Genomic DNA, 14,682 nt, shown 5'->3' on the forward strand with positions numbered 1-14,682 from the left:
CATAAGGTGAACTATAAAACAATAGCAAATTGTCATGATTTAGAAAAAAAGAGACACAAGCATTTGATTGAGCTTGTGTCTCTAAAGAGTTATTTGTAAAAAGAAGCAATGACAGGCTTCATTTTTTGAACGACGAGTCCACTGCCGCCGCGGTTTTTCACCCCTTCGATCATGCCGACGAGGACGTAATCTTCTTTTTTAGGATTAAACGCAAGTAAAAATCCATTTTCAGTGCCGTCTGTTGCACCTTGTTTGCTTTTTAATTCTGCCGTTCCCGTTTTAGCGGCAATATCCGCTCCTTCGATTTGTAAGGAGTGGGCTGTTCCGTTTGGACTGGTCACGACCTTAGTCAATGCGTCTTTCACTGTGTTTGCCGAGCCTTCTTTGATGATTTGTTTTGGTGATGCTGTTTTTTCATCTTGAATCACTCGAGGGTAGACAAGCTTGCCTCCTGTGGCAAATGGAGAATAGGCATGTACTTGTTCAATCGGTGACATGAGTAATTCGCCTTGGCCATACGCCGAGTCAGCCAGTAAGATATCCGATTGAATACCATCGTTTGATACTTGTGCAGGCTTCATTGTAAATGGCATGTGTAAGTCTTCGCCAAATCCAAATGCTTTCACTTTTTTCTCGTAGGTGTCTTTGCCGATTTCGAGTGCTTCCTGTCCAAAATAAATATTGTCTGAGTACACAAGGGCATCGACCATATTGACTTTTTCTTTATCGTGAACACGTGTGATGCGATAATTTCCCCAAGATTGATCCTTTTGCCATTTCAGTCCATGAATGGTACGCACTTTGTCGGGCTTTGTGACACCTGTTTCCAGCCCAATGGCGGCTGTAATGGTTTTGAATGTGGAGCCTGGTGCATACCGGCTCGCATATCGAGCTTGGAATGGAAGGTCTGGATTTTCACTGTATGCCTGATATTGCTTAGGTGTAATCCCGTTTGTCATGAGATTGACATCGTAGGAAGGGGTGCTGACAAGTGCTAATAGATCACCTGTTGATGGATTCATGATTGTAACGGCCCCTTTTTCACCTTTCAGCTGATCATAGGCTTTTTTCTGCAAAGAAGCATCAATCGTCAGCTTCACTGTTTTTCCATCTTTTCGAGCTGATTTTTGCAATGTTTCTTCAATGCCTGTTTCATCATGGACGATGAGAATGCTTCCGCCATCTTGTCCGCGTAAGTTTTTGTCAAATGTGAATTCAAGGCCGGTTTTGCCGATGATTTGATCCGCCTTTAATGCTGGATTTCTTTTGATATCATCCGCATTTGCTTTTCCGACATATCCGGTGAGATGGGCGGCGGCTTTGTTATATGGATAGTAGCGCATTTCCTTCGTTTGATAGGTAACGCCATTTATGTCCTTTGGAATTGGCTTTTGTTTTAACATCGATTTGAGCGGGACAAACGTGTCGTCTGTGACCCATGCTTGTTTCAGCTGATTGTTGATGAGTTCTTCCTCTATATCAAAAGCTTTGCTGATCTTTTTGATATTGCGTTCTTTTTCTTCTCCTGTTCCGAGCTTACCTGGGATGACGCCAAGTGCGTTTCCACCAGTTGTTTCTGCGAGCGTACGTCCTTTTCGGTCGACAATGTTTCCGCGGACAGCAGGGTCAGATTTGACCTTGATGGTATCTCCTTTTTCCATTTGCGGGAAGATGAGATTTGGTTTCCAGTCCACTTTCCACTTGTCATCTTCTTCGGTGAGAATGCCCTTGTAAGACAGCTTATGCAGCTTGCCAAGAGACGTTTTCATCGTTACATCATAGGAGAATTGATACCCATCTCCTTTGTCCTGTTTTTCAACGTTGAGCTTTGAAATGTTCAGATCATAAGCACCAATGCCGTTGAAAATATTGTCGTATTTTTCGGCTAGTTGTTTTTTTGAAAAGTCATTAGCTTTCAAAGATGCACTTGTCACCTCATCTGCCAGCTTCGTAAAGTCTTTCTTCTCCATATGTTTCGTAAAGCTTTGAGCGGCTTTTAAAGCCTCTTTTTCTTTTGAGAAAAGAGTATCTTTTAAGAAAAAGAAAGCAGCAGCAACGACGATGATGCTAAGGAGAGGGATGATGACTTTTTTCTGTTTCCAAAATGATTTTTTTTGACCCGTATACAATGAAAACACCTCAATTTTTTGATTAGATCCTCTATATTTTACAGTGATTGGTCGTGATTTGTATAGTTTCTCCTATGAAAATAGACCAAGGGATCATGTCATGGTTTGGGTAAAGGGAGTAAAATAACAGCTATTTATGATGAAAGATGTCTTCATTTTTTCTTATGATTTAAAGGATTTCTTAAAAGATCCTCGAATGTTAGAAAAAATATGACAAGCGCTTTCAGTAGGGGGAATTGTTATCGTTTATAAAAAGGTGAATTTGATTGGACTTGTTCTTGGACCGACACTCTTTTTGCTCGTTCTTTTTCTCATACCTGAAGATGAATTGACCTATGCTGCGAGGGTAGTCTTGGGCATTACAGCTTGGACGGCCACATGGTGGGTGACTGAAGCACTGCCCATTCCTGCTACATCTTTATTGCCCATCATCTTGCTGCCGACCCTTGGCGGGCTTTCTATGGAACAGGCATCAAGGTCTTATGGAGATCCGATCGTCTTTATGTACATGGGAGGATTTATGATCGCAATTGCCATTGAAAAATGGAAATTACATAGAAGAATGGCCTTACACATTTTAAGGGTGATTGGTACAAGAAGTGACCGCATTGTCTTAGGTGTCATGATCGCGACTGCATTTTTATCTATGTGGATTTCAAATGCAGCGACAGCACTAATGATGCTGCCAGTGGCACTTGCAGTGATTAAAGAGGTCAAGACAAATGAAATCTTATCTGGTCCATCTCTTGATCGATTCAGTAAAAGCATCTTATTGTCAGTAGCGTATTCTGCGTCAATTGGAGGTTTGGCGACACTTGTCGGATCTGTGCCAAATGCGGTGTTTGCTGCGATGTCAAAAAAACTGCTAGATCGAGAGATTATGTTTTTCGAATGGTTTTTGTTTGGTTTTCCAGTTGCGATGATTTTGCTTATTCTCTTATTTTTGTATTTGACGAGGGTACAGTTCAAGGTAGAACACAAAGGTGAAATGAGTGCAGCGTTCATTCAAAAGGGATTAGAGGATTTAGGAAAAATGAAAAGAGAGGAAAAATGGGTATTTGTTGTTTTTCTCATGACGGCGTTCTTATGGATTTTTAAGCTCTTTTTGTTTGGAGGGATGACCGTATCTGATACGTCTATCGCCATTTTCGGTGCCATGCTGTTATTTCTCATCCCAGCAACAAATGGAGAGAGAATATTAGAATGGCAGGATATGAAAGAACTGCCGTGGGGACTTTTGCTTTTGTTTGGAGGAGGGCTTTCGCTCGCTACGGGCTTTGCAGAAACCAATCTAACAGGATGGATCGGAGAAAATTTACGGCATTTAAACGGGCTTTCGTATATCATGCTGTTGATTATTTTAACGGGAGCGATTCTGCTTATGACTGAAATTATGTCAAATACGGCTGTTGCCAATATGATTATACCGATAACGGTAGGGCTTGGTCTGGCGATTGGAATCGAGCCATATGGGTTAATGGCCGCGGCTGCTTTGGCTTCCTCCTGTGCGTTTATGCTGCCGATTTCCACACCGCCAAACGCCGCTGTCTTTAGTGCGGACGTGCTGAAAATATCTGATATGGTCAGGGCGGGTTTTTGGTTAAATATCATCAGTATTGTGGTGATTGTTCTTGCGGTCTATTTCTGGCTGCCGGTCGTGCTGAAAAGCTGAGCGAATTAAGAAGAGGAAGGCTTTGATCGAATCGAGACAACCGGTGTTTTTGTTTCTTTTGGCTTCGGTGTTTGTGTGGATTTTTTGAAGCATGTGTCCTTTGGTGTGTAATAGGTTGCCCCAATATTGAGCCTGCCTTGAAGCTGGTCAATAGAAAGCTCCCCAAATTCTAAATGATAATCAATTTTGTCCACGTGCAGGGATTCAATATGGATGTGTGTATCCTCTGAGACAGGAGCAGCTGGTGCAGACATTTTTTGCTCAAGAGCGGCGAGTCTTTTTTCTAGCTCAATGACAGATGGGGATGGATTGGATTCAGTTTTTTTAAAGAGTGATTGAATGAAATGTTTCAAGTAGACCACAACCTTTTCTTCCGCCTTACTCTAGTCTATGGAAAAGCTATCTGATATATACTTATAGAGATGACAAGAAAGGGGAGACGCATATGCTGCCTGCTCAGATTCACATTGCTCATATGAAAACGAATTCGATTGGCACAGGATCATCTATGATGTTTGGCTCGACGTTTGTTCGCAATCATTGCAGTACGATCAAACGAAACAATGGCTTTGGGGAACAGAATGCTGATGGCGTGATCACGATCCTGCCAATTGAAACAATTGATGATCGTGATCAAATAGACGCAGTGAGTATCAATATTCGTCATCTATGATGATAGCCGTCGCTTTTCCTTCATCTTTTTGCAGGCGGATGTAAAGTACACCGTCTTTAAAGGCAGCATTCATTTGACCGAGAATCATTTCTGGAAGGCGGATTTTCTTTTCAAACGGACCATACTTCCCTTGTTTTTGGCGAAAGTCCTGCTCGTTAAAAAAGGAAAAACGCTGTCCTTTCACAACCAAATATTCACCATATGATAACACCTGAACATCTTCCTTTCGGTAGCCAGGCAAATAAATTAAGTATTGAATTTCTGCATGGGTTTCCACCATGTCGATTGGAGGAAACGACGCATCTGATCCCCGCTGATCCTGCTGTGTGAATGTAAATGGAGATGGACCGTTTGCCATAAAGGGGGATCTTTGCTCATCATCGAAGATCATTTTCCAAAAATCATCTCCATGCATTTGCTGGGCAATATCCATCCACTGCTTCATTTTTTCGAAGTCCATGTGAAGACCTCCCGTTAACATACTTGATGGGTGCTTGCATATACCTATAAAAAGGAGGTTTATCTGTGGTTCAACCAACTCCGTATATCAATATTAATATTTTCATGTTAAAAATTAATTCCTTTGAAAATGCGTCGGCGGTGAATGTCGGACAAAATTTGTTAGCAGAGTGGCAAAACTCAGATAAAAAAAATCAGGGTTACGGACAGAATTTTGGAGATGCCAGCGGTTTTGTCGGTACACAAAGCCATGTAGATGATCGAGATCAAGTGGACTCACCTGCCTCTTTTTCGCCAGCAGCTAAACCCATTCAAAGGAAGTGACGTGTGATGTTATTTTCACCCTCAGTCGTCAATGTCGGTGCTTTTAAAATCAATACAATGGATCGGGGTGCATCACTGACGCTAGGACCTTATCAGCAGATTGATTATTTTCTCTCAATGAAATTGAACCAAGGTTTTGGTGAGGACAATGGAGATTGTTCACCGCTTGTCATTCCGATTTCAAGCGTGTTAGATCCAGATATGGTGGACTCAAATTCAGTCAAAAACAGCGTGATTTAAGCAAAAAAAAAGAGACCGGGAACCCCGTGTCTCTTTTCTAATGTGTTTCATTAAGATGGCTTTTTCGTCTTGCATAGGTGAAATAGACAACAACACCGATGACGATCCAGATGAGGAAGGCTCTCCATGTTTCCCATTTCAGTGTGAAAGCCAAGATCATACAAATGACCGCACTAATTATAGGAAGGACAGGGACAAAGGGTACTTTAAACGCTGTATTCATATTCGGATGTTTTTTCCGGAGTACGATCACAGCGATAGAGATCACCGTAAAGGCCGCAAGTGTACCGATGCTGACTAAATTAGCAAGTGTTGATAAGTTGACGAATCCAACGATACAGGCCGCAACAGCGCCTGTCAGCCAAGTGTTGGCAACCGGTGTCTTAGATTTTGGATGAACGTTTGAAAAGATTTTCGGCATAAGTCCATCTCGGCTCATGGCAAAGGTTAAACGAACCTGAGCGTAGACAAGTGCAATTAACACTGTCGTAATCCCGATAATAGCACCTGCGGATATAATGCCAGCGACACTATTCAGGCCAACCACTTGAAGAGCAAAAGCGACAGGATCACTGACATTCAGCTTCGTATAGTGAACCATGCCTGTTAAGACGAATGAAACCCCGATGTATAAAATCGTACAAACACCGAGCGCACCGATGATTCCAATTGGCATCGCTTTTTGCGGGTTTTTGACTTCTTCAGAAGCATTAGCGATTGCATCAAATCCAAGGTAAGCAAAAAAGACAGTTGCCGCTCCAGCAATCACGCCATGGAAGCCCATTGGCATAAACGGTGTCCAGTTTTCAGGTTTGACATAAGCAAAGCCTGAAATGATAAAGAGCAGGACGATGGCAATTTTGATCAGCACAATAATGTTATTCAGCTTTGTGCTTTCTTTGACGCCTCTTGAGACGATAAAGGTGATGAGCAAAATAATGAGTGCGCCTGGAAGGTTAAAGACGGCCCCGTCAGCGGCTCCAGGTGCAGCTGATAAAGCCTTCGGTATGTGCAGGCCAAATCCGCTGAGCAGTGATTGAAAATAGGACGACCATCCACTTGCTACAGCAGAGAGCGCAATAACATATTCCAGCATGAGATCCCAGCCCATTAAGAAGGCAAGAAATTCCCCAAGTGTTGCGTAGGAATACGTATAAACGCTTCCTGACACAGGAATGGATGAGGAGAATTCAGCGTAGCAAAAAGCAGCAAGGGCGCATGCGATCGCAGCCAAAATAAAAGATATAATAATCGCAGGTCCCGCATCATTTGCCGCAGCAACCCCCGTAATGACAAAGATTCCAGTCCCGACCACACAGCCAATGCCAAGCAAGATTAAATCAAACGTATTCAACGAACGGCTGAGCCGCTTTGTTTGACTTTCAAGCATGAGCTGGTCGAGAGATTTTTTTCGAAATAAAGAACTCATGTTGACCTCCTAATGGATAAATCTTTTCGTAAGACGAATGTTAGTATATGCGCAAATGACAATTTAGTCAATTGGTTGAAAAACGCTTTAAATCACTAAAGTGTTAAACATCAAAACCGAATAAGTATATAAAAAGAGACATCCGCCGTGAAATCGAAGGCGGATGTGGTGACAGACGATCTATGTCTGTTCAGCAAATATTTTTTCATTGTACAGGACACTTGGATGAGTTGGATGATGGGCGGAGGAGGCATGGTGATGTATTTTGGCTTTTTCCAGGTCGCCGAGCTGATAATAACAGTAGCAAAGCTGAAGGTGAGGATACCACGTTTTATATTGTGTAAGTGTGAAGGCTGTTTCGTTTTCAGGAGCCTTCAGCGCCTGCTCATACCAAAAGATGGCCGCCTGATGTTTATTTTGTATTTTTAGATGATCCCCGATCCGGCAGCAAAACTCTGGCCGGGGCTGATCATATAAGAAGGATCGTAATAATGAGGATAAGGCCGCTTCCTCGAAACCTGCCGCATAATAGCAGTCGGCTAAATATTGGCATGTGCGAATTTCATCCTCAATCCAGCACTGTTTTGTGTTTAAAAATTCATGATAAAAACGAATAGCTCTGACATGCTGCCCGTTATCCCTTAATTCATTGGCAAAATAAAAGAGATCACGGGGCGTCATATCCTCTCCTTTTGCCAGCATGTCTTCATAAATTCGCAAGTTGCGCCCAGGCTCACCAGGAGTTATTTTCTTGCGTTTTTGATGTGTGACGGCGATATCTGCTGGAAGGATGTTTCCATACACTTGAAGAAACTCATGAACGGCCCCGTACCACTGAAAGTTCAACGAACGCTTCACAAGGCGATTTCTTCTATATTTGAAATTGACCTGACCGTCTTCATCGAATCCCACATGATAAAACATTGAGACAGCATCCACCGAAGGATCAAGTGTTTTCTTAAGCTGAAGCAGTTTTTGGCGGTCTTCTTCAAGCAGAACATCGTCAGCATCGAGCCATAAAATATACTCTTTCGCTGCATGTGAGAAAGCAAAGTTACGTGCTTTTGCAAAATGCTGCACCCATTCAAAATCCAGTACCTTTGCTGAAAAAGAATGAGCGATCTCCTTCGTTTGATCTGTTGATCCCGTATCAACGATAATCATCTCATCGACAATGTCTTGAACAGAAGAAAGACAGTCTGCCAGCACTTCCTCTTCATTTTTCACAATCATACATAAGCTAATGGTTATCATCTTTAGATCACCTCTTCATAGTGTATCGAGCATCAAAAGGAAACATTCTTTTCAGCAGCGGGTTTTTTAAAACTAGTTTTCTGCTACTGGCTGATTTAAAATAAAGGAAGAATCTATGTAAGGGCTGATAAAATGAGTTTATTGAATGTTGAAGGATTATATAAAACCTATGGCGAGAAAACGCTGTTTGATCATATTTCGTTTCATATAGAACCGAAGGAGCGCATCGGATTGATTGGACCAAATGGTACAGGGAAGTCAACGCTTCTAAAAGTCATCGCGGGGCTTGAATCGTTTGAGGAAGGTGACATCACGAAAGCAGGGACACTTGATATCGAATTTCTTGAGCAAGATCCTGAAATGAGCGGAAAAGAAACGATTCTTGACTACATTTTTTCTGGAACGGCACCAATGATTCAAACGATGAAGGCGTATGAACAGGCACTCGCCGATTTAGAGCATGACCCGCAAAATGAGGCAAAACAAGAGGCGCTGATGCGCATGCAAAACCGAATGGATCAGGAAGACGCTTGGGATGCGAACCTTTCAGCCAAAACGATTTTGACAAAGCTTGGCGTGAAAGATGTGAGCCGCTCTGTACATGCATTATCAGGCGGACAGAAGAAACGTGTCGCCATTGCTAAAAATTTAATTCAGCCTGCAGGTTTGCTGATTTTAGATGAGCCAACCAACCACCTTGATAATGCCACCATTGAATGGCTTGAAGGATATTTAAGCCAATATAGCGGTGCTGTCATTCTCGTGACGCACGATCGTTATTTCTTAAACCGGGTAGCCAATCGGATTTATGAGTTAAATCAAGGACAGCTTTATACGTATAAAGGAAATTATGAAGTCTTTTTAGAAAAAAGAGCGGAGCGGGAAGCAGAGGCTCAGGTAAAAGAAACGAAGCGTCAAAACTTGCTTAGACGAGAGCTTGCATGGCTGAGACGAGGAGCAAAAGCAAGAACGACAAAGCAGAAAGCACGAATCGGCAGAGTCGAAGAGCTGAAGGATCAAAAAGGACCTGATGCGAAGGGAGAGCTTGATTTTGCCATCGGCTCGCACCGCCTAGGAAAACAAGTGATAGAGGCAGAAGACTTATCAATTTCATTTGCTGGCCAGACCCTTGTGGAGCGGTTTACAGATTTAGTTGTGCCGGGTGATCGTATCGGATTCATCGGACCGAATGGAGTCGGCAAAACCACTCTGCTGAACTGTTTAGCGGGTAAAATCGAACCGACCTCAGGAGAATTGACCATTGGACAAACTGTTCGTATTGGTTACTACACGCAGGATCACAAGGAAATGAATGATGAGCTGACCATCATTGAGTATATCAAGGAAACAGCTGAGATCGTCAAGACGTCTGATGGCGCCATTGTCACAGCAGAGCAGATGCTGGAGCGGTTCCTTTTCCCAAGATCGATGCAGCGGACGTTTATCCGTAAGCTGTCAGGGGGAGAACGCCGCAGATTGTATTTATTGAAGGTCTTAATGGAAGAGCCGAATGTTCTCTTTTTAGATGAGCCGACGAACGACCTTGATACAGAAACTCTCAGTATTTTAGAGGATTATTTAGAACAGTTCCCTGGCGTCGTCATCACCGTGTCTCATGATCGTTATTTCTTAGACCGAGTGGTTCACCGCCTGCTTGTCTTTGAAGGAAATGGCCGCATTTCACACTTCCAAGGTGCTTACAGCGATTATATGGAACAGGAAAAAGAGCAGAAGCGGACAGAGACAAAGCCTGCTGAAAAACAAGTAGAAGCTGCGCCGAAAAAGAGAAAAAAACTTTCTTATAAAGACCAGCTTGAATGGGACGGGATTGAAGACCGGATACAAGCATTAGAAGAAAAACATCAGCAGCTCGAAGCCGGCATTGCGGAAGCAGGCAGTGATTTTGGGAAAATTCAAGAGCTGATGGACGAACAAAAAGCCGTTGCGGAAGAACTAGAACAAGCAATGGACCGCTGGACAGAACTGTCGCTTATGATTGAGGAATTAAATGAATAAAGAAGTGGAAATAAAAAACCTGTAGAGCGATCTACAGGTTTTTTTCATAGGAGCATTTGGCATACGCATCATGCTGGTGGATGGATTCCTCATTTATGCACTCGATTTGAAAGGATTTAATCCATGGCTGCTCATATAATTCGATGGCAATTAATCTTGTGATATCTTCTACAAAGCGCGGATTTTCATAAGCCTCTTCCGTCACTTTCTTTTCATCAGGTCTTTTGAGCACGGGATAAAGCGGTGCGCTCGCATTGGACTCAATGATATGTAAAAGAACGGCCTTGATGTCATCAGGATGCGATGCTTGTTCAAACAACCCTACTAGAATGGAAACAGATCCGCGTTGATTATGTGCACCATATTCACTGATTTCCTTGGAACAAGGACATAATGTCGTGACCTGTGCATCGCAGCCTACGTGACAGGTCCATCCGTCCTTTTCATGAAAATGGACGTCATATTTGACAGTCGCATGCATCAAGCCTGACTGACCGGTGACTGGGCTCTGTTTTTCCATGTACCATGGAAAGGCAACTTGAACGGAAGCAGAGGGCTGATTCATTCTCCGGGCGAGCGCTGCCGTCAATTCTTTTAGGGAATTCACATCAAGCGGCTTGCTGCTCTCATAAAACGAGTGCAGCTGTTCAGTGAGACGGCTCATATGAATGCCTTTTTGATGGGCTGGCAGGGATGTACTCAGTGTAAATTCAGCAGTAGTTGTCTGGCTCTGTGGTGCCATTTTAGACACGATATGTACTGGATAGGACATGCGGCAGATCCCGACTTGTTCAAGATGAAAATAAAAGTCCCGCTCTGTTTTTTGAATGTCCGTCATGTCCTCTTTTTGCAAAGGTTTTGTGCCAAGACTTGGCGGTACAGATCCGAATAGCTGGTGCCGCTCTTCTTTAGATGGAAATGAACGCATATAGTACCTCCTTTAAATCGTAATTATTACTATTTATTTTGCGATAAAACAGGAAGGAAATCAAGGGTTAAAACTTTGACGTTTACGTTAAGGTTATAAAGGTGTATAATAAAACATGAATTGATGAGCAGGAGGCACTGGTGATGGAATGGATGAAAATTGATCAAGTGGCGAAAAGAAGCGGACTAACAAAACGGACGATTCGTTTCTATGAAGAGATTGGTTTATTATCAGCACCAAAGCGGACAGAGGGCGGAGTCAGACTTTACTCAGAGGACGACATGGAAGAGCTAGAGAAAGTGATGCAGGCAAAAGAGGTACTCGGCTTTTCTTTACAGGAGCTTCAATCGTTTATGGAAATCGGAAAGCAGTTAGAGCTGAATAAAGAAGGCTACTTGCTGTCGCTTGATCCGAAGGAACGATTAGAGAAGCTGTTAGATATTGAGGCGCAGCTGACTGTGCAGCATCAATTGATTTCAAAAAAGCTTGAAACCATTCAATCCTTTAAAAAGGATCTTGAAGCGATGAAAGAAAGAGCGGCTCATGCAATTGAGCAATTACAAAAATAAACACCTCTGCGTGTTTATTTTATTTTGTCAACATTGAAGGAAAGGTTCTGATGGAATGAAGGAAGAAGAAGTGTTGAAACAGCGTACAAGTCTGCTTAGGCAGCCAAAAGCCGTTTGGGCTGTTGCCTTTGCGTGTGTGATTTCGTTTATGGGAATAGGACTCGTGGACCCGATTCTGCCAGCCATTGCATCGCAATTACATGCATCTCCAAGCCAGGTGTCTCTTTTATTTACAAGCTACTTACTTGTGACCGGCTTTGTGATGTTTTTCACCGGCTTTATTTCTAGCCGGATTGGTGCGAAATGGACATTATTAGTAGGACTCATTTTTATTATTGTTTTTTCTGCTTTAGGAGGTACTTCTTCAACGATTAATGAATTGATTGGCTTTAGAGGCGGATGGGGCATTGGGAATGCTTTATTTATTTCAACTGCACTCTCTGTCATTGTCGGTGTATCTGTTGGAGGAAGTGCGAAGGCCATTATTTTATACGAGGCAGCATTAGGTCTTGGGATATCGGTTGGACCGCTGCTTGGCGGTGAGCTTGGAACAATTTCTTGGCGCGGGCCTTTCTTTGGCGTTGCCGTGTTAATGCTCATTGCACTTTTAGCGATTACCTTTATGCTTCCACCTATGCAAAAGCCGCAGAAAAAAGTGAAATTTTTCGAGGCTGTCGGGGCGTTAAAATATAAAGGACTTTTAACGATGGCATCTGCCGCTTTCTTATACAATTTCGGTTTCTTTGTGCTTTTAGCGTATTCACCATTTGTGCTCCATCTTGATGAGCATGGACTTGGTTATGTCTTTTTTGGTTGGGGGCTATTCTTGGCTGTGACCTCTGTCTTCTCAGCGCCGGTCATTCATCGCAAACTTGGGACATTGACCTCACTTGTGGTTCTGTTTGCTTCGTTTGCTGTGATCTTATTCGGCATTGGGGTATGGACGTCTCATGTTGTGGTCGTGATATGCGGAATTGTCGTTGCTGGGGGAATTCTCGGTATGATCAATACAGTGCTCACAACAGCTGTGATGGGGTCAGCACCGGTTGAACGTTCAATTGCTTCATCCTCTTACAGTGCTGTACGGTTTATTGGGGGCGCGATCGCTCCCTGGATTGCCGGAGTTCTCGCTGAATCCTATACAGCAAGTACACCTTATTATGTCGGGGCTGCTGTTGTTCTTCTAGGCATGATTATTCTGCTCCTTGGACGTAAGCATTTGGTGAATATCCAAGCAGGTCATTAATTAGAAAAAGGCCTTATATCTGCAAAAGATATAAGGCTTTTTTGTCGTTATAATACTTTTGTCGTCCAAGATTCGCAATTCCAAGTTTCGGTTGCCACATCTTGATAAAATTCAGGTTCGTGAGAAATCAATAAGACGCTGCCTTTATATTCTTTTAAGGCGCGTTTTAGTTCTTCTTTTGCATCGACATCTAAATGGTTTGTCGGCTCATCGAGAACAAGTAAGTTGGTTTCTTCGTTGATCAGCTTGCAAAGACGGACCTTTGCTTTTTCTCCTCCGCTTAATACAGACACACGGCTTTCAATATGTTTTGTCGTTAATCCGCATTTTGCAAGAGCGGCTCTGACTTCGTATTGCGTGTAAGAAGGGAAGGTGCTCCATACTTCTTCAATACAAGTATTGCTGTTTTGCTCTTTTACTTCTTGCTCAAAGTAGCCAATATGCAAGAATTCTCCACGTTCCACCTCACCAGAAATAGGTGTGATTTCCCCAAGAAGACTTCGGAGCAGCGTCGTTTTTCCGATACCGTTAGCACCGTACAACGCAATTTTTTGCCCGCGTTCCATTTTCAAATTCAATGGGCGGGAGAGCGGTTCATCATAACCGATGACCAAATCTTTCGTTTCAAATATCAGTTTCCCAGACGTACGTGCCGGTTTAAAGTGGAATTCTGGTTTTGGCTTTTCTGCTGCCAGTTCAATCATATCCATCTTATCCAGTTTCTTTTGACGGGACATCGCCATATTTCTTGTGCTGACACGTGCTTTGTTTCTTGCGACAAAATCCTTTAGTTCAGCCACTTCCTGCTGCTGTCTTTTATAGGCTGCTTCAAGCTGCTGCTTCTTAACTTCGTACACTTGTTTAAATTGATCATAATCGCCAACATAGCGCGTGAGCTCTTGATTTTCAACATGATAAATCAAGTTGATGACACTGTTTAAAAACGGAATATCATGTGAAATGAGGATAAACGCATTCTCATATTCCTGTAAATAACGCTTCAGCCATTCAATATGCTGCTCATCCAAATAGTTGGTCGGCTCATCGAGAAGGAGAATTTCTGGCTTCTCTAACAGCAATTTGGCTAGCAGGACCTTCGTACGCTGACCGCCGCTGAGCTCCGTCACATCACGGTCCAATCCAAGATCCGTTAACCCAAGACCTCTTGCAATCTCCTCGACCTTAGAATCAATGATATAGAAATCATTGTTTGTCAGTGCGTCCTGAATGACGCCAACTTCCTCTAACAGCTTTTCCAGCTCATCAGGATCGGCTTCACCCATTTTGCCATAAATGTCATTCATCGCGGCTTCCATTGAAAATAAATAATGGAATGCATCCTGAAGGACTTCACGGATCGTTCTTCCTTTTTCTAGCACGGTATGCTGATCAAGGTAGCCGACACGGACATTTTTCGCCCATTCGACTTTTCCTGCATCTGGCTCCAGCTTGCCAGTAATAATATTCATAAACGTTGACTTTCCTTCACCGTTGGCGCCGATTAAGCCGACATGCTCGCCTTTTAATAAACGGAAGGACACTTCGTGGAAAATGGCTCTGTCGCCAAAGCCATGACTTAAATCTTTAACAGATAATATCATTTTTTACACCTCAAATAGATTCAAAACGGCTAGTGCCTCTCATGATTATATCGAACTGTCCGGTTCGATAAAAGCATCAAAAGAAAAATTGCGTTTCAAAGCTGATTTTGAGATACTAAAGGATAGATTGAATGAGGATAAA

At 42.9% G+C, this 14,682-nt stretch carries 14 protein-coding genes; 7 read left to right on the forward strand and 7 right to left on the reverse strand.

Annotation, left to right across the window (positions count from 1 at the left end; all coding sequences use genetic code 11):
• Nucleotides 1–89: 89 nt before the first annotated feature.
• Complete coding sequence (gene pbp4, locus NSQ76_RS04105) at nucleotides 90–2,129, reverse strand: penicillin-binding protein PBP4(5) (RefSeq protein WP_341052592.1); 2,040 nt, start codon at nucleotides 2,127–2,129, stop codon at nucleotides 90–92.
• 256 nt (nucleotides 2,130–2,385) lie between these two features.
• On the opposite strand from pbp4, the gene NSQ76_RS04110 reads away from it, so the two are divergent.
• Nucleotides 2,386–3,801, forward strand: coding sequence for an SLC13 family permease (locus NSQ76_RS04110; RefSeq protein ID WP_034623089.1), 1,416 nt, complete (start codon nucleotides 2,386–2,388; stop codon nucleotides 3,799–3,801).
• A 5-nt stretch (nucleotides 3,802–3,806) separates the two neighbouring features.
• Here the strand turns inward: NSQ76_RS04110 and NSQ76_RS04115 are convergent, their stop codons facing one another.
• Complete coding sequence (locus NSQ76_RS04115; protein WP_034623091.1) at nucleotides 3,807–4,163, reverse strand: hypothetical protein; 357 nt, start codon at nucleotides 4,161–4,163, stop codon at nucleotides 3,807–3,809.
• Nucleotides 4,164–4,246: 83 nt separating this feature from the next.
• Between NSQ76_RS04115 and NSQ76_RS04120 the strand changes: the two genes are divergently transcribed.
• Entirely contained in the window at nucleotides 4,247–4,474 is a 228-nt protein-coding gene (locus tag NSQ76_RS04120; RefSeq protein ID WP_341052598.1) for a hypothetical protein, read from the forward strand.
• On the opposite strand, the gene NSQ76_RS04125 is transcribed toward NSQ76_RS04120, so the two are convergent.
• Complete coding sequence (locus NSQ76_RS04125; RefSeq protein ID WP_024424582.1) at nucleotides 4,455–4,934, reverse strand: Hsp20/alpha crystallin family protein; 480 nt, start codon at nucleotides 4,932–4,934, stop codon at nucleotides 4,455–4,457. The two genes, NSQ76_RS04120 and NSQ76_RS04125, sit on opposite strands and share 20 nt — an antisense overlap.
• 65 nt (nucleotides 4,935–4,999) lie before the next feature.
• Between NSQ76_RS04125 and NSQ76_RS04130 the strand changes: the two genes are divergently transcribed.
• Both NSQ76_RS04130 and NSQ76_RS04135 read left to right on the forward strand, forming a co-directional pair.
• Nucleotides 5,000–5,257, forward strand: coding sequence for a hypothetical protein (locus NSQ76_RS04130; RefSeq protein WP_034623093.1), 258 nt, complete (start codon nucleotides 5,000–5,002; stop codon nucleotides 5,255–5,257).
• A gap of 6 nt (nucleotides 5,258–5,263) precedes the next feature.
• A complete protein-coding gene (locus tag NSQ76_RS04135; protein ID WP_034623095.1) occupies nucleotides 5,264–5,497 on the forward strand; it encodes a hypothetical protein in 234 nt (77 codons plus the stop codon).
• Between the two features lie 37 nt (nucleotides 5,498–5,534).
• On the opposite strand, the gene NSQ76_RS04140 is transcribed toward NSQ76_RS04135, so the two are convergent.
• Together NSQ76_RS04140 and NSQ76_RS04145 are read right to left on the reverse strand one after the other, a co-directional pair.
• Nucleotides 5,535–6,926: an amino acid permease gene (locus NSQ76_RS04140; protein ID WP_133744849.1), complete on the reverse strand. Its 1,392-nt coding sequence runs from the start codon at nucleotides 6,924–6,926 to the stop codon at nucleotides 5,535–5,537.
• 180 nt (nucleotides 6,927–7,106) lie between these two features.
• Nucleotides 7,107–8,180, reverse strand: a complete 1,074-nt coding sequence (locus NSQ76_RS04145; protein WP_341052606.1) for a tetratricopeptide repeat-containing glycosyltransferase family 2 protein — start codon at nucleotides 8,178–8,180, stop codon at nucleotides 7,107–7,109.
• Nucleotides 8,181–8,312: 132 nt separating this feature from the next.
• On the opposite strand from NSQ76_RS04145, the gene NSQ76_RS04150 reads away from it, so the two are divergent.
• Entirely contained in the window at nucleotides 8,313–10,196 is a 1,884-nt protein-coding gene (locus NSQ76_RS04150) for an ABC-F family ATP-binding cassette domain-containing protein (protein WP_034623096.1), read from the forward strand.
• A gap of 31 nt (nucleotides 10,197–10,227) precedes the next feature.
• On the opposite strand, the gene folE2 is transcribed toward NSQ76_RS04150, so the two are convergent.
• Nucleotides 10,228–11,124, reverse strand: a complete 897-nt coding sequence (gene folE2, locus NSQ76_RS04155; RefSeq protein WP_341052611.1) for a GTP cyclohydrolase FolE2 — start codon at nucleotides 11,122–11,124, stop codon at nucleotides 10,228–10,230.
• 143 nt (nucleotides 11,125–11,267) lie between these two features.
• On the opposite strand from folE2, the gene NSQ76_RS04160 reads away from it, so the two are divergent.
• Together NSQ76_RS04160 and NSQ76_RS04165 are read left to right on the forward strand one after the other, a co-directional pair.
• A complete protein-coding gene (locus tag NSQ76_RS04160; protein WP_024424586.1) occupies nucleotides 11,268–11,693 on the forward strand; it encodes a MerR family transcriptional regulator in 426 nt (141 codons plus the stop codon).
• A gap of 55 nt (nucleotides 11,694–11,748) precedes the next feature.
• Nucleotides 11,749–12,939, forward strand: a complete 1,191-nt coding sequence (locus tag NSQ76_RS04165; protein ID WP_163115630.1) for an MFS transporter — start codon at nucleotides 11,749–11,751, stop codon at nucleotides 12,937–12,939.
• Between the two features lie 47 nt (nucleotides 12,940–12,986).
• On the opposite strand, the gene NSQ76_RS04170 is transcribed toward NSQ76_RS04165, so the two are convergent.
• Nucleotides 12,987–14,540, reverse strand: a complete 1,554-nt coding sequence (locus NSQ76_RS04170) for an ABC-F family ATP-binding cassette domain-containing protein (RefSeq protein WP_024426645.1) — start codon at nucleotides 14,538–14,540, stop codon at nucleotides 12,987–12,989.
• Between the last annotated feature and the right edge of the window lie 142 nt (nucleotides 14,541–14,682).

The organism is Bacillus sp. FSL M8-0256, assembly GCF_038005765.1.
In the GTDB taxonomy this organism is placed as follows: domain Bacteria; phylum Bacillota; class Bacilli; order Bacillales; family Bacillaceae; genus Bacillus; species Bacillus safensis.